This window comes from Mitsuaria sp. MSU3D (assembly GCF_056867975.1).
On record NZ_CP200314.1, the window covers coordinates 3,894,311 to 3,915,943 of the forward strand.

Genomic DNA, 21,633 nt, shown 5'->3' on the forward strand with positions numbered 1-21,633 from the left:
GCAGCAGGAGATGGTCATGCAGATGCTCAAGCAAACGGTCTGGTCTTCGTTGAACAACGCGGATGCCTGGGTGGTCTGCATCGGCGTCATGTCCTGCCTCGGACTGGCGACGGGCCTGCTGGGTTGAGATCCTAGCTCAGCCTGGCGAGCCCTTCGCCTCCAGCGTTCCGTTCGCGGAGCCACGGTCCCTGCTTCGAGGGGCCATTTTCAGTTCTCACACCTTTCGTCCGCTCGACTTGAGCAACGCCTGACCCCGGTCCTGGACGTTGCTCAAGCGGCGGACTTTTTTGTCCGCCCCATCCATCCGGTGCAGCCTGTCCGTCCTTCACGAAGTCGACGAAGGCACGCAACGGCGCGGGCAGATAGCGCCGGCCCGGGTAGTAGAGGAACGGACCGCTGAAGGACACCCACCAGTCCTCGAGTACCGGCACGAGCGCGCCGCTGTCCAGGTGTGGTCGCACCCAATCCTCGAAGGTCTGGATGACGCCGCCACCCGCGACCGCCACGTCGATCGCCAGGTCCAGGCCGCCGCCCAGGCGCACGATCATCGGACCGTCGGGATCGACGGTGACGACTTCGCCTTCGCGCTGGAACTCGTAGGCGGGCATCGTTCCGCTGGGGAAGCGGCCTCGCAGGCAGCGGTGGGCGAGCAAGTCACGCGGATGTGCCGGCTGGCCGTGCTCGGCGAGGTAGGCCGGCGATGCCGCCGTGACCATGCGTTGCGTCCGCGGGCCGATAGGCACTGCGATCATGTCCTGCTCCAGCCGCTCCTCATAGCGGATGCCGGCATCGCAGCCGGCGGCGAGGACGTCGACAAAACTCTCCTCGACGGTGATGTCGAGCTTGATGTCCGGGTACGCCTTCAGGAATGCCGGGACGATCTTGGGCAGCACGAGCCGCGCGGCGCTCGCCGGCACATTGAGCCGCAGCGTGCCGGCCGGCCGCTCGCGGAAACCGTTGACGACGTCGAGTGCCGCCTCGACCTCGCCCAGTGCGGGTCCGAGTCGGTCCAGCAGGCGTGCACCGGCTTCGGTCGGCGCGACGCTGCGGGTGCTCCGATGCAGCAGCCGGACGCCGAGCCTGGTCTCCAGCCGACGCACCGCCTCGCTCAGTCCTGACGGACTCATGCCCGACTGCCGCGAAGCCTCCCGGAAGCCGCCCGATCGCGCCACGGCGAGGAAGGCCGACAGATCGCCCAGTTCCATCTCACTGTCCTTGATTTCGCACAGCTCGTGCGGATTCGATCCCCTTATCGTACGACTGCGCGCTGCCTACAGTCCTTCCACGACGTCGCCGATCTCCCCCGAAGTTCATTCGACGTTCTCCCGAACTCCCTCCGAAGCATTGAAGGATTCCCCCATGAGCAACACCCCTTCCCGCCTCCTCGACCAGGCCGGCACGTTCAAGCTGGGCACCCGCACGGTGACGCGCATCGGCTACGGCGCGATGCAACTGGCCGGGCCTGGCGTCTTCGGGCCGCCGAAGGACCGCGCCGCCGCCGTCGCAGTGCTGCGAGAAGCCGTCGAGCTCGGCGTCGATCACATCGACACCAGCGATTTCTACGGCCCGCATGTCACCAACCAGATCATTCGCGAGGCGCTCCACCCCTATCGCGACAGCCTGACGATCGTCACCAAGGTCGGCGCCCGGCGCGGCGAGGACGCCTCCTGGCAACCCGCGCAGTCGGCCGAGGCGCTGACGCAGCAGGTCCACGACAACCTCCGGAACCTGGGCCTGGACGTGCTCGACGTCGTCAACCTGCGCAGCATGATCGACGTGCACGGCCCGGCGGAAGGCTCGCTGGAGCCGCAGCTGACCGCACTGGCCGAGCTTCAGCGGCAAGGCCTGATCCGCCACATCGGCCTGAGCAACGCGACGGCACGTCAGGTCGCCGATGCCCGCAAGATCGTCGAGATCGTCTGCGTCCAGAACCAGTACAACCTGGCGCACCGCAACGACGACGCGCTGCTCGATCAATTGGCGGGGCAAGGCATCGCCTTCGTGCCGTTCTTCCCGCTCGGGGGCTTCTCGCCGCTTCAGTCGGAGACGCTGTCGGCCGTCGCCGCCGAACTCGGCGCGACGCCGATGCAGGTGGCGCTGGCCTGGCTGCTGCAGCGCTCGCCCAACCTCGTGCTCATCCCGGGCACCTCGTCGGTCGATCACCTGCGGCAGAACCTGCAGGCGGCCTCGCTGACGCTTCCCGCCGATGCCGTGGCGCGGCTGGACGCGATGTCGACTACAGCGGGGTGAGCACCGGCTCGCCGGCTTCCCAGCGCCGGGCGTTCTCGAGGAACAGGTCGACCGTGGCTTGCACCGACTCCGGCGACCAGCCCGCGATGTGCGGCGTGAGGATCACGTTCGGGAAACCGAGCAGCGCCTCCGGCGGCTTCGGCTCCGATTCGTAGACGTCGAGCGCCGCGCCGCCGAGTTCGCCGGCCGCCAAGGCCGCGGCCAACGCGGCCGTGTCGACCAGGCTGCCGCGGGCGATGTTGACGACGTGCCCCTGCGGGCCGAGCGCCTTCAGCACCTCGGCGTTGACGATGTGCTTCGTGGTCGGGCCGCCCGGCGCGGCGACGATCAGGAAGTCCGCCCACTGCGCCAGCTGGAGCGCCGAGCCGAAGTACTGGCAGCCCAGCGAGTCGTTGCGCTCGCGACGGTTGTGATAACCGACCTCCATGTCGAAGGCCAGCGCGCGCCTGGCAATGCGCAGCCCGATCGTGCCCATGCCGAGGATGCCGAGCTTGCGCCCGTTGACGCTCGGACGCAGCGGCAGCGCATCGCGCCAGAGACCGGCGCGCAGGGCCTGCTCCTGCTGCGGCAGCGCGCGCACGGAGGCCAGCAGCAGCGCCATCGCGTGATCGGCCACGCATGAATCGTTGGTGCCCGCACCGTTCCACAACGTGAGGCCGCGCGCCTTGGCGGCGGCCAGGTCGATCGCCTCGTAACCGGCCCCCTGCGCCGCGGCGGCGCGGAGCTTGGGCATCGCCGCGATCTCGTCGGCGCGCAGGCCGACAGCGCCGATGGTCAGGACGATCTCGATGTCGGCGCCGTGCTCGGCGACCGCCTTCGCGCGCGCTTCGGCCGTCGGCGCGTAGATCACGTCGTAGCGCGCGCGGAACTGCGCCAGATGTTCTTCCGCCGTCGGCATCAGGACGAGCAATCGACGGGGGGAACCGGACGAGGGACTGGCGGACGAAGGGTTGACGGACACGGCGACCTCATGGAGTCAGGGAGTTCGCCGTCGATGATAGGAGCGCCATCGCGCGTGCCTGCCAGGGCGCGCACGCGCTTCGCACGCCGTGAAGGTCAATCCTCGTCGAGCGGAAAACGCGCCGCCCAGAAGTCCTGCAGGCGCAGGTCGGCGTCGACGCGGCGGACGATCGGGGACATCGTCGGCGCGACTTCGTAGAAGCGCTCCCGCCACGGCCCGAAGCGCGACACCACCGTCACGTACAAGTCCAGCACCGACAGCTCGTCGCCGAGCAGGTAGCGTCCCGGCGTCATCTGCGCGTCCATGACGCCCCAGCAGAACGCGATGCGGTCATGGACCGCGTCGACCACCTGGTCGCGCTGATCGGGCCGCGCGCCGATGCGGGTGACGTCCGGCTTGATCCAGTGCAGCGAATAGATCGCCGACGACACGAACACCATCCAGCGCAGGAACTCCGCGCGCCGCGGATCGTCGATCGCCGGCGCGAGCCGCGCCTGCGGATGCGTGTCGGCGAGGTGGATCAGGATCGCGGCGCTCTCGGTCATCACGCGGCCGTCGGCATCGACCAGCGTCGGGATCTGCCGCATCGGATTGGCCGCGCCCACGCGCACCCGGGCGGCCTCGGCCTCCCAGGTCGCGCCCTCGATCAGGTCGAAATCAATGCCGAGCAGCGTCAGCGCCGCTTCCACCGCGGTCGATCCGGAGGCGGCCGATCCGAAGAGAGTCCAAGCCATGTCTTGCGTCCCGAAGAAGGAAGCAGGCATTGGAGGGGAAGCGCCTCAGGGCGTCAATCCGCGCGCCATCCTCGCATCGATCTCAGCCAGCGCCTTCGGCAAGTCGGCAACCGAGTCGATCACCAGATGCGCGCCCGCCGCCGTGAGGCGCTGTGTGGCGGCGGCGCGCTTCGCCACGACTTCGGCATCCGGCAGCGCCTGCAGTTGCGCCAAGGTCAGGCCCGTCTCATTGCCCGACAGGCTGAGGCCGACGGTCCACATGCCGGCGCGGCGACCTTCCTCGATGCCCGGCGTCGTGTCGTCGACCTTCACGCAGGCGCGCACGTCGCCGATGCCCAGCGCCAGCACGTTCGCCAGCGCCATGAAGGGGCCCGGCCGGCCACCGGCGGCCAGCTCGTCGCCGGCGACGACGTGGTCCGCCGCGATGCCATCGGCCTTCGCCTGCGGCAGCAGCACGTCCAGCACCTGGCGCGGATAGCCCGAGCAGGAGCCGATCTTCAACCCCGCACGACGCAGCGCGGCCAACATCTCGACCGCGCCGGGAATCGGCTGCGAGTAGCGCCCGACCTTCTCGATCTGCATCGGCATGAAGCGCTCGTAGATCGCGTCGATGTCGGCGGCGGTCGACGGGCGGCCGAAGCGCGCCTGCCATTGCGCCTGCAGCGACGCGTCCTCGAGCAGCGTGCGGATGTGATCGCGCTTGGACAGGCCCATCGGGCCGCGGGCCTCGTCGAGCGTCAGCGTGATGCCGAAGGTCGCGAACGCGTCGACGAAGATCTGCGTCGGCGCCAACGAGCCATGGTCGACCAGCGTGCCGGCCCAGTCGAAGATGACCGCCTGGAGATGGGGATAGAGCGTGTTCATGCGTAGGCCTTGATGAAGTTGCGACCGCGCGGGCCGCGCAGCGCCTGTTCGACGCGCGCGTCCCAGTCGGCGGGCGCGATGCCGTAGTCGGCGGGATCGGTGGAGACGCCGAGCGCGTCGAGGAAATGCTCCAGCGCGGCGACCGCGCCGTCGGCATCGGCCGCGTCGAAGATCGCCAGCAGTTGCGCATCCAGCGCCGCGTCGCGCCCGAAGGCCAGCCGCATCACGCGCGGCAGGCTGAACGAGCACGCGATGCCGTGCACGGTGCCGCGCGTCAAGGTGATGTCGTAGGACAAGGAGTGCGCCAGCGCCGTTTTCGTGTTGGAGAAGGCCATGCCCGCCTGCAGCGCGGCGATCGCGAGCGCTTCGCGCAGGTCGAGCCGGCGCGGCTCGCGCAGCAGCGCGGGCAGCGTGGCGACGATGGCGCGCGCGGCGCTCGCCGCGAGGCTGGACGACACCGGGTTGCGATGCACGTTCCACAGCGACTCCAGCGCATGCGACAGCGCGTCCAGGCCGCTGGCCAGCGTGGCGCTCGCGGGCAGGCTGACCATCAGCGACGGGTCGACGAGGGCGGCTTCCGGCCAGGTCCACGGCAGGTGCAGCGAATGCTTGCGCGAGCGCCCCGCGTCCCACAGCGTGGCCCAGGGCGTGACCTCGCTGCCGGTGCCCGCGGTCGTCGGGATCGCGATCAACGCGCGATGCGGACCGTCCACCGGCAGCGGTGCCGCCTTCGGATCGACCAGATGGTCGAGCAGCTCGTCGAAGCGGCCCGACGGCGTGGCGGTGAGCATCGCCTTCGCCGCGTCGATGCTGCTACCGCCGCCCAGCGCAATCACGCAACGCGCGCCGCCGTGGTCGCGCCACAGGCGCTCGTACAGCGGCGCGAGCCAGCGGACATCGGGGTTCGGGGAGATGTCGGTCTCCACCGCCACCAGGCGGTCGCCGAGCATCGCCCTCACCCGACCGACCAGCCCCAGCGGCTCCGCCTCCGGAAAGGCGATCAGCAGCGCATCTCGCTCGCCGACCAGGTCGGGCAACAGTTCCAGCGCGCCGATGCCGGCCCGCACATCGACCGGGTTGTGAAACTTCCACACGTTCACGTCGTTGTCCTCGTTCTCAATGCCGGCCGCTGTCCTGGATCGCGCGGCGCAGCTGGCTCGACACGAAGTCCGCGGCGACCACCATCACGGTGATCACGATGATGCAGGTCGCGGTCTCGGGGTACTTGAACAGCTTGAGGCTGCCCACGAGCTCGAAACCCAGCCCGCCCGCGCCGACCATGCCCAGCACCGTCGCCGAGCGCAGGTTGACCTCGAAGCGGTACAGCACGACGGCGATCCACGCGGTCACCACCTGCGGCAGCACGCCGAAGACGATCACCTGCAGCGGCCGGGCGCCGGTGGCGCGCAGCGCCTCGAGCGGCCCCTGGTCGATCTCCTCGATCGCCTCGGCGAAGAACTTGCCGAGCATCCCCGCGCCGTGCACCGCCAAAGCCAGCACGCCGGGGAACGGCCCCAGTCCCACCGCCGACACGAACACCAGCGCCAGGATCAGCTCGTTGATGCTGCGCGTCACGTTCAGGCCCTGCCGCGTGAGTTGGTACAGCCAGCGCGGCCCCTGCAGGTTGCGCGCCGCGAGGAAGGACACCGGCACTGCGGCGACAGCGCCCAGCAGCGTGCCCCACACCGCGATCTGGATCGTCTCCAGCGCCGGCGCCCAGAGCCGGTCGAGGATGCGCCAGTCCGGCGGCCACGTGCGGCTCAGGAAGTCGGCGATCTGCGGCAGGCCGTTCGCGAGCTCCGACGGACTCAGCTGCGCGCCGCTGGCGCTCCACTGCAGCGCCCACAGGCCCAGCACCATCGCGGCCAGCAGCTTCGACCACCCGCCCGGCGTCGTAGGCAGGCCGATCAGCCAGCGATATCGGTCGGCGGCGGCACGGTCGACGGCATTCATCGTCGTCATGCGGTTTTCCTTTCCTCTTCGACCGCCACGGGCTCGATGAGCTGCAGGCCGGTGTGACCAGCGCGGCCGGCGCGACCGGCGTAAAGCTCATGAAGCTCCGCATCGGACAGCTCGCCCGGCAACCGGTCGAACAAGACCCGACCCTGGGACAGCCCGACGATGCGGTCGCCGAATTCCTTTGCGTAATCGACCTGGTGAAGGTTGCAGACGACGGTGATGCCGAGCTCGCGGCACGCCTGCTTCAGATAGCCGAGCGCCTGGCGCGCGGTGTGCGGATCCAGGCTGGCGACGGGCTCGTCGGCAAGGATCACCTGCGGGCGCTGCGCCAGCGCGCGGGCGATGCCCACACGCTGCATCTGCCCGCCGGACAGCGAGTCGGTGCGTTCCTGCGCCTTGTGCGCGAGGCCGACGCGATCCAGGCACTCCAACGCCAGCGTCACGTCCGCGGCGCGGAACAGCTGCAGCACCGAGCTCCAGGTCGACACTGCGCCGAGCCGCCCCGTCAGCACGTTCTTCACCACGCTCAGGCGCGGCACCACGTGGTGATGCTGGAACACCATCGCGACGCGGCGTCGCAGTTCGCGCAGATCGGCCGCGCGCGAGCCGGACATCGCGTCCAGGCCCGCGATCGTCATCGCCCCGGCGTCCGGCTGCGCCAGCCGGTTCATGCAGCGCAGCAGCGTGGACTTGCCCGCGCCCGACGGGCCGAGCACGACGAGGAACTCGCCGGCCTTCGCATCCAGGTCCACGCCGCGCAGCACGGCGTTGTCGCCGAAGCGCTTGGTGACGCCGCGCAGCGTGATCACTTCATGCTCCGCAGGTCGAGCTTGAGCACCTTGGCCGTGTCGCGGACGACGTCGTAGGCGGCGTCGTTGGTCGGCTGGAAGCCGTTCAGCACGCCCTGGTCGCCCCACTTCACGTCCTTCAGATTGGCCAGCGCCTTGGCGAGCTTGTCCTTCAGCGCGGGATCGAGGTCCTTGCGCCAGACCATCGGCGATTCGGGGATGGGCTTGGACGACCACAGCACGACGAAGTCGTCCTGCTTCACCGTGCCCTTGGCGACGGCGCTGGCGAAGATGCGGTCGGCGACGGCGGCCGCGTCAACCTTCTTGTTGGCGACCGCCAGGATGCTGGCGTCATGCGAGCCGGAGAACAGCACGCGGCCGAACAGCGCGTCCGGGTCGTAGCCCGCCTGCTGCAGGCCGGCCTTCGGGAACAGATGGCCGGAGGCGGAGCTCGGATCGACGAAGGCGAAGTTCTTCCCCTTCAACTCGGCGACCGTGTGCACGCCGCTGTCCTTGCGGGCGAGGATCACGCTCTTGTAGGCGCTCTGGCCGGTCTTCTTCGTGACCGCGACCGAGAAGGCCTCGACGTTCGCGACCGAGCTGGCCAGCACGTAAGAGAACGGACCGAGGTAGGCCACGTCCAGTTTCTTCGAGCGCAGCGCCTCGATGACGCCGTTGTAGTCGGTGGCGACGAAGGGCTTCACCGTCATGCCGAGCTGCTGCTGCAGCGCGTCCAGCACCTGGCGGCTGGATTCGATCATCGCCTGCGAGTCCTCGGCCGGGATCAGGCCGATCGTCAGCGTCTGCTGCTGGGCGGAAGAGACGGCCGGCAGCCCCGCCGCGACGGCGACGGCAGCGACCAGGAGGGCGCGTCGGAGAACGGACGAGCGGGCATGGGGGGCGTGGGGGACGTGGCGCATGGCGGCATCCAGGGAGTGGTGAGCGGATGCCGCCACTCTATGAATCCAACATGACAGGACATCCATCGATGCCATGTTGAATTCATGATCAAACCATTGAGGTGATCTATGGATGCGACGGAGGCTTGGCGAAGGGTCAGTGCTGGCCGCAGGCCGGGTGCTTCGTTCCCGCCGTGTCGTTGGCCAGGCCCAGGAAGTCGAGCACGTGCGGCGTCAGCGCGCCGGTCTGCGGCAGCGTCGTGCCGGTCAGGTCGCCCTGGCAGTAGGCCGGCTTCATCGGATTGCGGTAGCTGTTGGTGAGGATCAGCGTCGCATCGCGTTCGCCGGCGCTCTGTCCGCCGTGGCCGCTGCCCGTTCCGCCGTGGTCGGAGACGACGACGATCAGCCACTCCTCCGCGGCGTAGGTCGGCCGCGCCGCGAGCGCGTCCAGCACCTGCTGGATCTGCGCGTCCTCACCTGCGATCTTGGACTGGTAGTACGCGTTGAACGGGTCGTAGCTGGCGGCGTGGATGTCCACGTTGTGCAGGTAGTAGAAGATCGCCGTCGGCGGATTCGTCCAGGACAGCCAGCCCTTGACGGCGTTGGTGGCCTGCTGCGAGTTCTTGGCCGCATTCGCCACCACGAAGTCGGCGCCCGCGGGCTTCAGGTTGCCGGTGATGTTGGCCCAGTCGCCGACGACCGCCACGGTGGCCGTCGGATAGGCCGTCTTGATGCGATCGAACAGGTGCGGCTTCTTCAGCGGCAACGCGATGTCGTTGCTGGTGACGCCGTGCTGGTCGGCCCAGAAGCCGGTGAACAGCGTGCCCCAGCCGGGGCCGCTGAGCGTGGCCTGCGAGCCGCCCGCGAGCACGTTGCCGTGGAATGCGCCGCTACCGGCGAGCGCGCTGAGCGCCGGCGTCGCGACGCAGCCGGCGCAGAACAGCGCGTCGCCGCGCAACCCGTCGATGCCGACCACGAGCACATGCTTGCGACCGTTCGGGCCCACGATGGGATTGGGCACGCCCGGGCCGGGAATCAGCGAGTAATGGTCATACGGATTGCCGGCGTAGTCGGTCTTCAGGCCGCCGACATCGGCGGCGCGCTTGTCGCTGAGGTCGCACTGCTGGGCGTTCTTGTAGAAGTCGAAGCTGACGCACCAGGACTTGCGCGAGTCGTTCAGGCACGCGGCGGCGCAGGCTTCGGGGGTGACGGCGGTCAGGTGCTCCCGGTTGTAGCCCGAGATCGCGGCGTTGATCGTGCGCGTGAACGACGCCAGCGGCGACGGCGCGGTCTGGGCGCCGGCGACCGGCGCGAGCGCCGCCAGGGCCAGGGCGGCGCCCAGCGCGCGCAGTGCGGCCGCCTGGCGTTTCAGGGAAAGGATCAGGGTCATGAAGGCTCCAGGCTCGAACGAGCGGGTTGAGGAATAAAGCCCCCGCAGCGTAGGAACGTCACGTGACCGTCACTCGATCGAATCAATATCGCGAACCGCACGAAATCATCGAGAGTCTCTATACCCATGTCGGCCGCCAAGCTCCGCGCCTTCCTCGCCGTCGCCCGCCATGGCAGCTTCAGCGCCGCGGCGCGGGCGCTGGGCCTGTCGCAGCCCACCTTGACGACGCAGGTGCAGGGGCTGGAGCAGCAGCACAAGGTGGAGCTCTTCCACCGGCGCGGCCACCGGATCGAGCTGACCAGCGTCGGCCATCAGCTGCTGCCGATCGCACGGCAGCTGGCCGCCCTGGAGGTCGAGGCCTATAACCTGCTGCACGACTGCGGCGAGCTCACGCGGGGTCAGCTCAAGCTCGGCGCGGTAGGCCCTTTCCACGTGATCGAGATGGTGGACGCCTACCGCCAGCGCTACCCGAAGGTGGACGTGTCGATCCGGCTGGGCAACTCGGCGCAGGTCTTTGGGGACCTGGAGAACTACGTGATCGACGTCGGCGTGCTGGCGCGTTTCCATGACGCGCCGGGCTTCGAGACGATGGCGTACGCGCGGCACGCGATCATCCTGTTCGTGCATCTCGATCACCCTTTCGCGAAGCACGAGAGCGTTCCGTTGCAAGCCTTGGAAAACCAGCCGCTGCTGCAGCGCGAGGACGGATCGAGCACGCGCCGCGCCCTCGAAACGGCATTGCGGCAGGCCGGCATCTCGCCGCGCGTCGCGATGGAGATCGGCAGCCGCGAGGCGCTGCGGGAAGCGGCCGCGCGCGGCATCGGGATCGGTGTCGTCTCCGAGGCCGAGTTCATCCCCGACGCCCGTTTCCGCCCCGTGCGCATCGACGGCGATCCCGCCTTCACCGAGACGCACATCTACTGCCTCAAGGAACGCCGGGACAGTCTCCTGCTGAACTCATTCTTCGACACCGCCACCGCCCTGAAGAACCTCCCGGAGTCCTCGGTAGCAGATCCGCTGCAGTGAGACGACGATGGGGGACGGGAGGTCGTGGGGTTCCCGCGCTTGCCGCGGGGGCCCCATGACCTCGCGGCCAACGCTCACGCGAGTCAGGTGGGCGGACTCCCCCAGACAGACTCCCCTCAGAAACGGGACAGGTTTCTGAAGGCCACCCCAGGCATCCTGCGCACCTTCGTGCGGGGGGCCCAGGAGGCCGTCTGTTCCCTGGAATCCATGCAGAACAAAAAGGCAAGCTCATGGACCGCCGCCAATTCTTCCCCCGCCCGGTCGTCGAGGCGGGCACCAACCGCTGGGACTGGGCGCTGCTGCCGCTGGTGCTGGCGCTGCTCGTGCTGCTGGCCTACGGGGCCGCGCAGATGGCGCGCCCGTTCGCGCTGGGCGATCCGCTGCCGCTGTCGCTGGACCCGTCTCACCTGCCCTACTACCTGCTGCGCACCAACCTGCGGATGCTTGCGGCGATGGTGCTGGCGCTGCTCTTCAGCGCGGTCTTCGCGGTGCTCGCGGCCAAGGTCCGTGCCGCCGAGAAGGTGCTGGTGCCGATGCTCGACATCCTCCAGTCGATCCCGATCCTGGGCTTCCTGTCGATCACGGTGACCGGCTTCATCGCCCTCTTCCCCGGCAACCTGCTGGGCGTCGAGTGCGCGGCGATCTTCGCGATCTTCACCTCGCAGGCCTGGAACATGGCCTTCAGCCTGTACCAGTCGCTGCGCACGGTGCCGTCGGAACTCGACGAGGCGGCGCGCGTGTTCCAGCTCTCCGGCTGGCAGCGCTTCTGGCGGCTGGAGCTGCCCTACGCGATGCCGGGCCTGCTGTGGAACATGATGATGTCGATGTCCGGTGGCTGGTTCTTCGTCGTCGCGTCGGAAGCGATCTCGGTCTCCGACCAGAGCATCAAGCTGCCCGGCGTCGGGTCCTACATCGCGATGGCGATCGAGGCCCGCGACCTCGGCGCGATCGGCTGGGCGATCGTCGCGATGCTCGTGGGCATCGTGCTCTACGACCAGCTCGTGTTCCGGCCGCTGGTCGCGTGGGCGGACAAGTTCCGCTTCGAGGACAGCGGCACCGACGCCGCGCCGAACTCATGGATGCTGAACTGGCTGCGCCGCACCTCGTTCACGCGCCGTTCGGCGGCCTGGCTGGTGGACCGGCTCGAAGGCAGCCTGATCTGGTTCCGCCGTCATCACGACGGCACCTCGATCCGCGCCCGGCCGCGCATCGCCAGCGCGACCTGGACGCGCGCCTGGGACGCGGTCGTGGCCGCGGCGGTGATGGTGGCGCTGTACCACCTGGTCCGCTTCGTCCACACCGAGGTTGGCTGGTCCGAGGCCGGCCACGTCTTCGGACTCGGCATGCTGACGCTGGTGCGCGTGCTGGTGCTGATCGCGCTGGCGGCGCTGGTCTGGGTGCCGGTCGGCATCTGGATCGGCATGAATCCGCGCTGGTCGGGGCGACTGCAGGCGGTGGCCCAATTCCTGGCGGCGTTCCCGGCCAACCTGCTGTTCCCCGTGGCCGTCGTGCTGATCGTGCGCTGGAAGCTCAACCCGGACGTCTGGCTCTCGCCGCTGATGATCTTCGGCACGCAGTGGTACCTGCTGTTCAACGTGATCGCCGGCGCGTCCAACATCCCCGCCGAGTTGCGCCACGCGGCGCGCAACCTGGGCTTGAGCGGCTGGTTGAAATGGCGCCGCTACCTGCTGCCGGCGGTGTTCCCGAGCTTCGTCACCGGCGCGATCACCGCCAGCGGCGGCTCCTGGAACGCGAGCATCGTGGCCGAGTACGTCTCCTGGGGCGACACCACGCTCAAGGCGCACGGCCTGGGCAGCTACATCGCGGAGATGACCGCCAAGGGCGACTTCCCGCGGATCGCGCTGGGCATCGGCGTGATGTGCATCTTCGTGATGGGCCTGAACCATTTCGTCTGGCGCCGCCTGTACCGGCTGGCCGAAGACCGCATGCACCTGTGAACGGTGATCTTTGAACTGCGATCTGTGAGGAGCACGGCATGACCGCATCCATCATCGAACTCCACGGCGTGGGCAAGCGCTTCCGCTCGGCCGACGGCCATCCGCGTCCCGTGCTGGCGGACGTCGATTTCAACCTGCGCGAAGGCGAGATCGTCGCGCTGCTCGGGCAGTCGGGCTCGGGCAAGAGCACGCTGCTGCGGATCATGGCCGGGCTGGTGCCGGCCGACGCGGGCCAGGTGCGATATCGCGGGCAGCCGCTGTCGGGACCGGCGCGCGGCATCAGCATGGTGTTCCAGTCCTTCGCGCTGTTCCCGTGGCTGACGGTGCAGCAGAACGTCGAGATCGGGCTGGAGGCGCGCGGCGTGGCCAAGGCCGCGCGCGAGGCCAAGGCCGAGGCGGCGATCGCGCTGATCGGCCTGAGCGGCTTCGAGGGCGCGCTGCCGCGCGAGCTGTCGGGCGGGATGCGGCAACGGGTCGGCATCGCGCGGGCGCTGGTGACCGAGCCGGACGTGCTGCTGATGGACGAGGCGTTCTCGGCACTGGACGTGCTGACCGGCGAGCGCCTGCGCGAGGACATCCTCGAGCTATGGGACGGCGGTCACATGCCGACGCGGGCGATGCTGGTCGTGTCGCACAACATCGAGGAGGCCGTGATGATGGCCGACCGCGTGCTGATCTTCGCGAGCGATCCGGGAAGGATCCGTTGCCAGCTGTCGGTGCAGCTGCCGCGGCCGCGCGACCCGGAGAGCGCCGACGTGCGCGCGCTGATCGACGAGGTCTATGCGCTGATGACCGCGGGCGCGGCGAGGCCGTCGCGCGCGGCGGGCACGGTCGACGCCGCCACGGCGCCGGCGCCGCTGGCCGAGCGCCTGCCGGCGGCGGACGTGGCGCGGATGGACGGCCTGCTGGAGCTGCTGGCCGAGCCGCCCTTCGACGGCCGCGCGGACCTGCCGCAGCTGTGCGAGGAAGCGGGGCTGCCGGACTCCGAGCTGCTGCCGGTCGCGCACGCGCTGGCGCTGCTGGGGCTGGCGCAGCTCGACAGCGGCGACTTGCAGCTGACGCCGCTGGGGCGGCGGTACGTGGAAGGTGCGCATGGGCTGCGGCGCGATCTCTTCGGTCAGCAGCTGCTCGCCCATGTGCCGCTGATCGCGCACATCCGGCACAGCCTGGAGCAGGAGCCCAGCGGCGTGATGCCGGACAAGCCAGTGCTGAGACTGCTGAGCGAGCACCTCGACGACACCGAGGCGGACGCGGTGCTGCAGACGGCGGTGACCTGGGCGCGGCACGGCGAGGTGTTCGAGTACGACTACAACACCGGAGCGCTGCGCTTGCCGACGGGGGATGAGGAAACGGCGACGCGGTGAAAGAGGCTTCAGCACTGCCAGTAGAGTCGGCACATCGCGTCTTCGAGACTCGCGCCGATGAAACGCCTTGCCCGCAACCGGTTGAAGTCCTTCAGCGTCGATCGCCTGCTGCGTCATGCGCTGAGGCATTGGCATGCCGACGATGGCTGGCGCGCGGTGCAGGCACTGCACGTGCGGGGGTCGCCGCAGCTGCTGGCGACGATCACCGCGCTGTGCACGAGCCTGCGGGCTCGCCGGCGCGCGGTCGGCCTGGCCATCGCCGGGCAGCTGATGCACAAGGTGCAGGGGCAGCTCGCGATGTACGCGGAGGCGGAGACCCATCAGCTGCTGCTGCACGGGCTGTCCGATCCGCATCATGACGTGGTGCGCGCGGCGGTGGCCGGTCTGGGGCACCGTCCGCATGCGGCGAGCGTCGAGGCGCTGCTGCGACTCTCGGCCAGTCCGGACAGCCAGATGCGATGGCAGGTCGCGGTGGCGCTCGGTTCCTACGAGGAGCCCGAGGCGATCGAGGGCCTGATCCGCCTCGCGACGGATCCGTCCGCCGAGGTACGCGACTGGGCCACGTTCGGGCTGGGCTCGCTGCGCATGGACGACACGCCCGCGATCCGCGCGGCGCTGCGCAGGAACCTGGACGATCCGGACATCGATGTGCGCGGCGAAGCGCTGGTCGGGCTGGCGCGGCGGCGGGACGAGGGGATCGTCGAACGGCTGATCGGTCTGCTGACGCCCGAGTGCCACATGTACGAACTGGATGCGGCCGAGGCGCTTGCCGATCCGCGTCTGGTCGAGCCGCTGCAGGCGCTTTCCCAGGCCACGCCGCGTTCATGGAACGCAGTCTGGCAGGCGCGGCTGGATGAAGCGCTGGCGACCTGCGCGAGTCAATCCGTGCCCGTGGCCACCGAGCGCAGCAGCGCTTCCTGAACGTCCGCAGCCGCTTGTCTCGGCGGTTCGTCCTTCGAGATCTTCGCGAGATTCGCGCCTTCGTACGGCTCGTGGATCGGGCCGAGCACGAAGCGGGCCTGGAGCTCGCGCAGCATCACGTGCGGCTCGATGCAGCGCACGCCGAGAGCGGCGCATACGTCCGGAATCTTGATCCTTTTCTTCGACCCCTTGGCCGACTTCTCCAATGTCACGACCGTGTGACCATGCGCGAGCCCATGCACCACGAGGTACATATCCGCGGAGTCCATGAACTCGTGGATCACGGGATCCAGCAGGGGCTGCCTGTTGACCCATTGCGTGACCGCGTGAATCGCCAGGGCGACAGTGTCATCCGCGGAAAGAAAGAAGCCTGGGGATTGCGCGGCAACCCAGGGCACGATGACGTCATCAGTCAGTTCATCGCGCACCTGGGTGACGCTGAACACTTGGCCATCCGCTTGGCTGACCGTCAGCCATCGCCAGAAGGCGGGACAGAAGTCCATGCCGTAATGCGTTTTTCGGGCTTCCAGGAACACATTCGCATCCAGCAGATAAGCCATCTCAGACCTCCAGATCAAGGGATCGGCCGATCGCGTTGAACACGTCGGTGGATCGGATGCCGAGCATCCGGAATGCCGAGAGGAAGGTCGTCGACGTTCCCCCCGTGTTGCCGATCAGGGCCCGGGTGAAGGTGCGGCTCGACCGGGTGGCGACGGCCAGCCAGCCATCGATGGCGGGCATCGATGGGACGACCAGCTTGTTCGCGGCCACATGCCGATGAAGCCTGTCCACCACCTCCCTGGCGACAACGTCACAGAAGCTCGGCAGGCTGCCGTCGCTGCTGACTGGAGAAGCCGCGGTGCTGATGCCCGACTGTCCGAGCCACAACAAGGCCAGGTGCCTGGCGAGCGTCAGAAGCTGTTCGTCCTTGGGTTGCCGCTCGTTGATGACAATCAACGGCGCCAGATCATCGGCGAGCGTGAAGCCATGTACTTCCTTCCCATCAGGGGAGGCAACCGCTGCATCGGCGACCCACGGACTTGTCATCACAAGAATGCCGGTCGCTTCCGCCATGTCGACGACAACATCGAACAGATGGCTTCGAGGCTCGGGCCAGCACGTCGTCCTTCCGCGCGTACCGAGGAACGCCACGATCGAGGACGCTGCAATGCGTTCCACACCATTCACGGTGATGCTTCCAACGAAGGGAAGCGGGTCCTCGCCCAGCTCAAGGACGTAGTCGCGGTACCACTCCTGACGCACCTCGAAAGGATGGATCGCACGGGACCAGGCGGAGCAGTGCCGGTACCCAGCTTCCGGCTTGTGCAGGTTCAGCAACAGGCGCGGCGGGTTGAGCGAGCTCTCCAGGGCCACCCGCGTCGACAGGCCCTTCAGATTGAGTTGTTGCATGGGCTCATTGCACTGCGCTCTGCCGCGCAACGCGATCCTCAATTCGTTGGTAGATGCGCGTGCAACACCCACGGCAGATGAAGGTCGGTACGCCTGCATCGATGCGTGATTTGAGTGATGCCAGATCCCTGGAATCAGTCGGCGATGACGGCCTTTGCGGCGTTCGCAGCCGAGACTGTTGATCGCCGTCAGGCGATCGCGGGCCGTCCGCCGTCACGCAAATCTGCGCCCCGCATTCGATGCCCGCACAATGGTCGCTTCCTCCGACTCCCAACGTCGCGCCCATGCTCCCCCGCATCAGCGAAGAGATCACCTTCCGCAAGCTCGAGATCCTGATCACGTTCCTGGAGAGCGGCAGCCTCGCGCGCGCCGCGGAGCGGCTGGGCACGAGCGCCGTCAGCGTGCACCGCGCGCTGCATTCGCTGGAGGCCGGCACGCGCTGCGCGCTGTTCCGGCTCGAGGGCCGCAACCTGCAGCCCACCGACGCCGCCCACGTGCTCGCCGACGTCGCCCGCGAGATCCTCCAGCGCATGGACGAAGGCATCAACGCCACCCGCGCCATCGCCGGCTACGGCGCCGAGCGCATCCGCATCGGCTCGTTGTACTCGCTGACCAGCGGCACCGTGCCGTCGATGATCATGGCGCTCAAGGCACGCAAGCCCGATGTGCAGGCCGAGCTCATCCTCGGGTCCAACTCCGACCTCACCCAGCGCCTGCGCGACGGCACCATCGACGCCGCCGTCATGGGCCTGCCCGAGGCCGCGCCGGAGTTCGAGACCCACGCCCTCTTCGAGGACGACGTCTTCTTCGCCGCCCCCGCCCAGTCCCCCTACGCCGACCTCGAGCGCATCGACCTGCGCGACTGCGCCGAGGAACGGTTCGTCAGCCTGCAGGAAGGCTTCGTCACCTACAGCCGCTTCGTCGACGCCTTCCGCATCGCCGGGTTCGAGCCGCAGATCGTGATGAAGACCAACGACATCTTCTCGCTGATGAACCTCGTCGGCGGCGGCATCGGCTGCACCCTGCTGCCCGGGCGCGTGCGCGGCGTGCTGCCGCCCAGCGTGCGGCTGATCCCGCTCCAGGAAAGCTACGCCGCCGTGCGCCAGACCATCGCGCTGTGTTTCCTGCGGACCCGGGAGCGCGACCCCAACCTGCTGGCCCTGCTGGCCGCCAGCCGGACGCTGAAGCTCGGCGGCCACTGAGCCGGACGCCCGCCTCGTCCGGCGATGTCCAGAGATCTCCGGACATCTCCGGGTATCCCCTCGCCGCCGGCTCGCCAGCAGGGGGCGCCCGGCCGGCAACCGTTCCGCTCCCCGTAATCGTCCCGCGCCCCGGTTGATTGATCGGGTGGATCGGCGCCCGTAACTTCCGTCTCCATGGACCGCACTCCCATGGACACCAAGGCCCGCGACCGCGCCGCCCGGCTCGCCGCGGCCCGCGAAGCACTCGGCTCGCGCCTGGCCGGCAGGCACGCCGACACCGACGCGATCGTCGACCTGCTCCACGCCGTGCTCAAGCCCGGCGACCGCGCCTGCCTCGAGGGCAACAACCAGAAGCAGGCCGACTTCCTGGCCAAGGCGCTGGTGCGGCTCGATCCGACGCGCATCCACGACCTGCACATGGTCCAGTCCGTGCTCGCGCTGCCGGAGCATCTGGACGTCTTCGAACGCGGCATCGCCAGCCTGCTCGACTTCAGCTTCTCCGGACCGCAGGGCGCTCGGCTCGCGAAGCTGCTGTCCGCAGGACGCCTGAAGATCGGCGCGATCCACACCTACCTGGAGCTGTTCGCGCGCTACTTCGTCGACCTGACGCCCAAGGTCTCGCTGATCGCCGCGCAAGCCGCGGACGCGCAGGGCAACCTCTACACCGGCCCCAACACCGAGGACACGCCCGCGATCGTCGAGGCGACCGCGTTCTCCGGCGGCATCGTCATCGCGCAGGTCAACGAGCTGCTGCCCGAGGGCACCGCCCTGCCCCGCGTCGACGTGCCCGCGGACTGGGTCGACTTCGTCGTGCGTGCGCCGACGCCCAACTTCATCGAGCCGCTGTTCACCCGCGACCCGGCGCAGATCAGCGAGATCCAGGTGCTGATGGCCATGATGGCCATCAAGGGCATCTACGCGGAATACGGCGTGCAGCGCCTCAACCACGGCATCGGCTTCGACACGGCAGCGATCGAGCTGCTGCTGCCGACCTACGGCGAGTCGCTGGGGCTGAAGGGAAAGATCTGCCGCCATTGGGCGCTGAACCCGCATCCGGCGCTGATCCCGGCGATCGAGGCGGGGTGGGTCGAGTCCATCCACTCGTTCGGCTCCGAGCTCGGCATGGAGGACTACATCCGCGCCCGCTCGGACATCTTCTTCACCGGCCCCGACGGCAGCCTGCGCAGCAACCGCGCGTTCAGCCAGGCGGCGGGCCACTACGCCTGCGACCTGTTCATCGGCTCGACGCTGCAGATGGACCTGATGGGCAACAGCTCGACGGCGACGCTCGGCCGCATCGCCGGCTTCGGCGGCGCGCCCAACATGGGCGCCGACGCGCGCGGCCGCCGTCACGCCAGCCCCGCCTGGCTGAAGGCCGGCGAGGAGGCGCGCGGCCATCTGACCGGCGCCGCCGCGACGCCGCGCGGACGCAAGCTGGTCGTGCAGATGGTCGAGACCTTCCGCGAGCACATGCAGCCCGCCTTCGTCGAACACCTCGACGCGTGGGAGCTGCAGCGCCAGGCCGGCATGGACCTGCCGCCGATCATGATCTACGGCGACGACGTCACGCATGTCCTCACCGAAGAGGGCATCGCCAACCTGCTGCTGTGCCGCAGCGACGAGGAACGCGAGCAGGCGATCCGCGGCGTCGCCGGCTACACGGCCGTCGGCCTGGGGCGCGATCGCCGCGCCGTGGAGAACCTGCGCGACCGCGGCGTGATCAGGCGCCCCGAGGACCTGGGCATCGATCCGCGCGACGCCACCCGCAACCTGCTCGCCGCGCGCGGCATGCGCGACCTGGTGCGCGCCTCCGGCGGCCTGTACCGCCCGCCGAAGCGCTTCCGCAACTGGTGAGAGACAACACGAGAGCAATGCCATGACGCCTGTCCCCCCTGGTCTCGAGACCCTGGACTTCCGCTTCGCCGGCTCCCAGGCCCAGAGCGCCTTCGCGCCGGTGCTGGTCGGCGTGGTCGGCTCCGGCAACCTCGAGGTGATGCTCGAGCCGGAGCCCGGCGGCGACTGCGCGGTCCGCGTCCAGACCTCCGCGCGTGGCTTCGCGCCGATCTGGCAGGCCGTGCTGGACGACTTCCACCGCCGTCACGACCTGGCCGGCGTGCGCGTGTCCATCAACGACATGGGCGCCACGCCGGCGGTCGTCAGCCTGCGGCTCGATCAGGCGGTCCAGGAGTTGCAGCCATGACGATCCTCTCCTACGCCGAATGCTCGGCGCGCGAGCGACTGGCGCTGCTGCTCGATCCGGGCAGCTTCCATGAATGGCTGCCGCCGCAGGAGCGGGTGATGAGCCCGCACCTCGCGCAGCTCGGCGTGCCTTCGGCCTTCGACGACGGCGTCGCGATCGGACGGGCCGTGCTCGACGGTCGGCCGATCTTCGTGGCGGCGCAGGAAGGCGCCTTCATGGGCGGCGGCGTCGGCGAGGTCCACGGCGCCAAGCTCGTCGGCCTGCTGCGCCGCGCCCGGCGCGACCGCCCCGCCGCCGTGCTGCTGCTGCTCGATTCCGGCGGCGTGCGGCTGCACGAGGCCAACGCCGGCCTGATCGCCGTGTCCGAGGTCATGCGCGCGGTGCTGGACGTGCGCGACGCCGGCATCCCGGTGATCACGCTGATCGGCGCGGCCAACGGCTGCTTCGGCGGCATGGGCATCGTCGCGCGGTGCACGGACTTCGTCGTCATGAGCGACCTGGGCCGGCTCGCGATGTCCGGCCCGGAGGTCATCGAGGCGTCCAACGGCGTGGAGGAATTCGACGCCCGCGACCGCGCGCTGGTCTGGCGCACCACCGGCGGCAAGCACCGCTGGCTGAGCGGCGACTGCGACGCCCTCGTCGAGGACGACGTCGCCGCCTTCCGCCGGGCGGCGATCGCGGCGATGGACCGGCTGCCGACATCGCGCCCGGTCACGCTCGACGCGTTGGAAGCGGAGCGTGCACTGCTGGCGCGCCGCCTGGCGCTGCTCGACGAGGCCGTCGACGGCGACGACGCGCAGGTGCTGTGGACACGGCTCGGTGTCGAGGAGGCAGCGCGCGTGCCGGACCTGGACGTGGCCGAGGTCATTCCGCTGCGTCCCTCGGCCTCGTGGCCGTTGACCCGTTGAAATGGTCGTGCGGCCGCGGCGCGAACGCCCGGACACCAGGGCGGCTGAACGGATGAACGGCTGAACGACCGAACCCGGTAGGAGACTCGAAGATGGACTGGAACACCTTGGCGACGACGCTGTTCGGATCGGACCGCGGCCTGACCCTGGACGGCGATTTCCTGCACGGCACCGTCGAGCTCGACGGCGAGCCGCTGACCATCGTGGGCACGACGGGGCATGCGGCGATCGGCGTGAAGCTCGCGCTGGCGCAGACGCGCGTCGTGCTGGACACGCTGACCCGGCATCCCGGCCGGCCGATCCTGCTGCTGATCGACACGCAGGGCCAGCAGCTGCGGCGGCGCGACGAGCTGCTCGGCATCAACCGCGCGATGGCGCACCTGGGCATGACGATCGATCTGGCGCGCCGCCGCGGGCATCGCGTGCTGGGGCTGGTCTACGACCAGGCGCTGTCGGGCGGCTTCATCACCTCGGGCCTGATCGCCGACGCCTGCGACGCGCTGCCGGAGGCCGAGATCCGCGTGATGCGCATCCCGGCGATGTCGCGCGTGACGAAGCTGCCGGAAGAGATGCTCACCGCGCTGTCCGAGACGAACCCGGTCTTCGCGCCGGGCGTCGACAACTACGTGGCGATGGGCGGCGTGCGCCGCTTGTGGACCGGCGACCTGCGGGCCGCGCTGCGGCAGGCGCTGACCGATGCGCCGACCGAGGACCGGCGCGCGGTCGACGGCGCCGAGCGCGGCGGTCGACGGCTGGCCGCCAGCGTGATGCAACGCGTGCTCGACGCCGCCTGACGCCG

The 21,633-nt window shown here is 69.3% G+C and carries 20 protein-coding genes and 1 pseudogene; 10 read left to right on the forward strand and 11 right to left on the reverse strand.

The window, feature by feature from the left end; genetic code table 11:
- Positions 1-317: 317 nt before the first annotated feature.
- Positions 318-1,205 (reverse strand): annotated as a pseudogene (locus AC1VNM_RS17105) (LysR family transcriptional regulator); the annotation flags it as partial.
- Positions 1,206-1,359: 154 nt separating this feature from the next.
- Between AC1VNM_RS17105 and AC1VNM_RS17110 the strand changes: the two are divergent.
- A complete protein-coding gene (locus AC1VNM_RS17110) occupies positions 1,360-2,250 on the forward strand; it encodes an aldo/keto reductase family oxidoreductase (RefSeq protein WP_483107700.1) in 891 nt (296 codons plus the stop codon).
- Here AC1VNM_RS17110 and AC1VNM_RS17115 read toward each other — a convergent pair.
- The 8 genes from AC1VNM_RS17115 to AC1VNM_RS17150 all read right to left on the reverse strand — a co-directional run bounded on the left by AC1VNM_RS17115 (position 2,237) and on the right by AC1VNM_RS17150 (position 9,845).
- On the reverse strand, positions 2,237-3,148 hold the full coding sequence (locus AC1VNM_RS17115; RefSeq protein WP_483109291.1) for an NAD(P)-dependent oxidoreductase: 912 nt from the start codon (positions 3,146-3,148) through the stop codon (positions 2,237-2,239). The two genes, AC1VNM_RS17110 and AC1VNM_RS17115, sit on opposite strands and share 14 nt — an antisense overlap.
- A gap of 158 nt (positions 3,149-3,306) precedes the next feature.
- A complete protein-coding gene (locus AC1VNM_RS17120; RefSeq protein WP_483107701.1) occupies positions 3,307-3,945 on the reverse strand; it encodes a glutathione S-transferase family protein in 639 nt (212 codons plus the stop codon).
- Between the two features lie 45 nt (positions 3,946-3,990).
- Positions 3,991-4,809, reverse strand: coding sequence for a phosphonoacetaldehyde hydrolase (gene phnX, locus AC1VNM_RS17125; protein WP_483107702.1), 819 nt, complete (start codon positions 4,807-4,809; stop codon positions 3,991-3,993).
- A complete protein-coding gene (psrA, locus tag AC1VNM_RS17130) occupies positions 4,806-5,903 on the reverse strand; it encodes an iron-containing alcohol dehydrogenase PsrA (protein ID WP_483107703.1) in 1,098 nt (365 codons plus the stop codon). Before psrA ends, phnX begins: the two co-directional genes overlap by 4 nt.
- Before the next feature lie 22 nt (positions 5,904-5,925).
- The gene (phnE, locus tag AC1VNM_RS17135) at positions 5,926-6,762 is read right to left on the reverse strand and encodes a phosphonate ABC transporter, permease protein PhnE (protein WP_483109292.1); all 837 of its coding nucleotides are present in this window, start codon (positions 6,760-6,762) and stop codon (positions 5,926-5,928) included.
- Positions 6,763-6,767: 5 nt separating this feature from the next.
- Positions 6,768-7,577, reverse strand: coding sequence for a phosphonate ABC transporter ATP-binding protein (gene phnC, locus AC1VNM_RS17140; RefSeq protein WP_483107704.1), 810 nt, complete (start codon positions 7,575-7,577; stop codon positions 6,768-6,770).
- Complete coding sequence (gene phnD, locus AC1VNM_RS17145) at positions 7,574-8,476, reverse strand: phosphonate ABC transporter substrate-binding protein (RefSeq protein WP_483107705.1); 903 nt, start codon at positions 8,474-8,476, stop codon at positions 7,574-7,576. The genes phnC and phnD overlap by 4 nt, the downstream gene beginning before the upstream one ends.
- A gap of 136 nt (positions 8,477-8,612) precedes the next feature.
- Positions 8,613-9,845 (reverse strand): alkaline phosphatase family protein, encoded by a 1,233-nt coding sequence (locus AC1VNM_RS17150; protein WP_483107706.1) that lies wholly within the window; start codon positions 9,843-9,845, stop codon positions 8,613-8,615.
- Between the two features lie 126 nt (positions 9,846-9,971).
- Here AC1VNM_RS17150 and AC1VNM_RS17155 point away from each other — a divergent pair, with 126 nt between their 5' ends.
- The 4 genes from AC1VNM_RS17155 (at position 9,972) to AC1VNM_RS17170 (ending at position 15,114) form a co-directional block, all read left to right on the forward strand.
- Complete coding sequence (locus AC1VNM_RS17155) at positions 9,972-10,871, forward strand: LysR substrate-binding domain-containing protein (RefSeq protein WP_483107707.1); 900 nt, start codon at positions 9,972-9,974, stop codon at positions 10,869-10,871.
- A 230-nt stretch (positions 10,872-11,101) separates the two neighbouring features.
- Positions 11,102-12,829 carry an ABC transporter permease gene (locus AC1VNM_RS17160; RefSeq protein ID WP_483107708.1) on the forward strand — a complete coding sequence of 576 codons (1,728 nt, stop codon included), beginning with the start codon at positions 11,102-11,104 and terminating at the stop codon, positions 12,827-12,829.
- Positions 12,830-12,867: 38 nt separating this feature from the next.
- Positions 12,868-14,193: an ABC transporter ATP-binding protein gene (locus AC1VNM_RS17165; RefSeq protein ID WP_377160542.1), complete on the forward strand. Its 1,326-nt coding sequence runs from the start codon at positions 12,868-12,870 to the stop codon at positions 14,191-14,193.
- A gap of 57 nt (positions 14,194-14,250) precedes the next feature.
- Positions 14,251-15,114: a HEAT repeat domain-containing protein gene (locus AC1VNM_RS17170; RefSeq protein ID WP_377160540.1), complete on the forward strand. Its 864-nt coding sequence runs from the start codon at positions 14,251-14,253 to the stop codon at positions 15,112-15,114.
- Here the strand turns inward: AC1VNM_RS17170 and AC1VNM_RS17175 are convergent.
- Entirely contained in the window at positions 15,072-15,674 is a 603-nt protein-coding gene (locus AC1VNM_RS17175; RefSeq protein WP_377160538.1) for a DUF4411 family protein, read from the reverse strand. The two genes, AC1VNM_RS17170 and AC1VNM_RS17175, sit on opposite strands and share 43 nt — an antisense overlap.
- A gap of 1 nt (position 15,675) precedes the next feature.
- Complete coding sequence (locus tag AC1VNM_RS17180; protein WP_483107709.1) at positions 15,676-16,524, reverse strand: M78 family metallopeptidase domain-containing protein; 849 nt, start codon at positions 16,522-16,524, stop codon at positions 15,676-15,678.
- Positions 16,525-16,808: 284 nt separating this feature from the next.
- On the opposite strand from AC1VNM_RS17180, the gene AC1VNM_RS17185 reads away from it, so the two are divergent.
- From AC1VNM_RS17185 to AC1VNM_RS17205, 5 genes are all read left to right on the forward strand, one after another.
- Positions 16,809-17,726: a LysR substrate-binding domain-containing protein gene (locus AC1VNM_RS17185; RefSeq protein WP_483107710.1), complete on the forward strand. Its 918-nt coding sequence runs from the start codon at positions 16,809-16,811 to the stop codon at positions 17,724-17,726.
- 174 nt (positions 17,727-17,900) lie between these two features.
- Positions 17,901-19,580: a malonate decarboxylase subunit alpha gene (mdcA, locus tag AC1VNM_RS17190; protein ID WP_483107711.1), complete on the forward strand. Its 1,680-nt coding sequence runs from the start codon at positions 17,901-17,903 to the stop codon at positions 19,578-19,580.
- A gap of 22 nt (positions 19,581-19,602) precedes the next feature.
- Positions 19,603-19,926 carry a malonate decarboxylase acyl carrier protein gene (mdcC, locus tag AC1VNM_RS17195; RefSeq protein ID WP_483107712.1) on the forward strand — a complete coding sequence of 108 codons (324 nt, stop codon included), beginning with the start codon at positions 19,603-19,605 and terminating at the stop codon, positions 19,924-19,926.
- Positions 19,927-19,928: 2 nt separating this feature from the next.
- Positions 19,929-20,834: a biotin-independent malonate decarboxylase subunit beta gene (locus AC1VNM_RS17200; RefSeq protein WP_483109293.1), complete on the forward strand. Its 906-nt coding sequence runs from the start codon at positions 19,929-19,931 to the stop codon at positions 20,832-20,834.
- 92 nt (positions 20,835-20,926) lie between these two features.
- The gene (locus AC1VNM_RS17205; RefSeq protein ID WP_377160526.1) at positions 20,927-21,628 is read left to right on the forward strand and encodes a biotin-independent malonate decarboxylase subunit gamma; all 702 of its coding nucleotides are present in this window, start codon (positions 20,927-20,929) and stop codon (positions 21,626-21,628) included.
- Positions 21,629-21,633 lie beyond the last annotated feature (5 nt).

Excerpts from the sequence above, each read along its gene's own strand:
- AC1VNM_RS17170 (WP_377160540.1), top strand. The coding sequence starts at position 14,251 with ATGAAACGCCTTGCCCGCAACCGGTTGAAGTCCTTCAGCGTCGATCGC.
- AC1VNM_RS17110 (WP_483107700.1), top strand. The coding sequence starts at position 1,360 with ATGAGCAACACCCCTTCCCGCCTCCTCGACCAGGCCGGCACGTTCAAG.
- AC1VNM_RS17165 (WP_377160542.1), top strand. The coding sequence starts at position 12,868 with ATGACCGCATCCATCATCGAACTCCACGGCGTGGGCAAGCGCTTCCGC.
- phnE (WP_483109292.1), bottom strand. The coding sequence starts at position 6,762 with ATGAATGCCGTCGACCGTGCCGCCGCCGACCGATATCGCTGGCTGATC.
- AC1VNM_RS17115 (WP_483109291.1), bottom strand. The coding sequence starts at position 3,148 with ATGCCGACGGCGGAAGAACATCTGGCGCAGTTCCGCGCGCGCTACGAC.
- phnX (WP_483107702.1), bottom strand. The coding sequence starts at position 4,809 with ATGAACACGCTCTATCCCCATCTCCAGGCGGTCATCTTCGACTGGGCC.
- AC1VNM_RS17160 (WP_483107708.1), top strand. The coding sequence starts at position 11,102 with ATGGACCGCCGCCAATTCTTCCCCCGCCCGGTCGTCGAGGCGGGCACC.
- AC1VNM_RS17175 (WP_377160538.1), bottom strand. The coding sequence starts at position 15,674 with ATGGCTTATCTGCTGGATGCGAATGTGTTCCTGGAAGCCCGAAAAACG.
- AC1VNM_RS17185 (WP_483107710.1), top strand. The coding sequence starts at position 16,809 with ATGCTCCCCCGCATCAGCGAAGAGATCACCTTCCGCAAGCTCGAGATC.
- mdcA (WP_483107711.1), top strand. The coding sequence starts at position 17,901 with ATGGACCGCACTCCCATGGACACCAAGGCCCGCGACCGCGCCGCCCGG.
- AC1VNM_RS17205 (WP_377160526.1), top strand. The coding sequence starts at position 20,927 with ATGGACTGGAACACCTTGGCGACGACGCTGTTCGGATCGGACCGCGGC.
- AC1VNM_RS17150 (WP_483107706.1), bottom strand. The coding sequence starts at position 9,845 with ATGACCCTGATCCTTTCCCTGAAACGCCAGGCGGCCGCACTGCGCGCG.
- AC1VNM_RS17120 (WP_483107701.1), bottom strand. The coding sequence starts at position 3,945 with ATGGCTTGGACTCTCTTCGGATCGGCCGCCTCCGGATCGACCGCGGTG.
- mdcC (WP_483107712.1), top strand. The coding sequence starts at position 19,603 with ATGACGCCTGTCCCCCCTGGTCTCGAGACCCTGGACTTCCGCTTCGCC.
- AC1VNM_RS17155 (WP_483107707.1), top strand. The coding sequence starts at position 9,972 with ATGTCGGCCGCCAAGCTCCGCGCCTTCCTCGCCGTCGCCCGCCATGGC.
- phnD (WP_483107705.1), bottom strand. The coding sequence starts at position 8,476 with ATGCGCCACGTCCCCCACGCCCCCCATGCCCGCTCGTCCGTTCTCCGA.
- AC1VNM_RS17180 (WP_483107709.1), bottom strand. The coding sequence starts at position 16,524 with ATGCAACAACTCAATCTGAAGGGCCTGTCGACGCGGGTGGCCCTGGAG.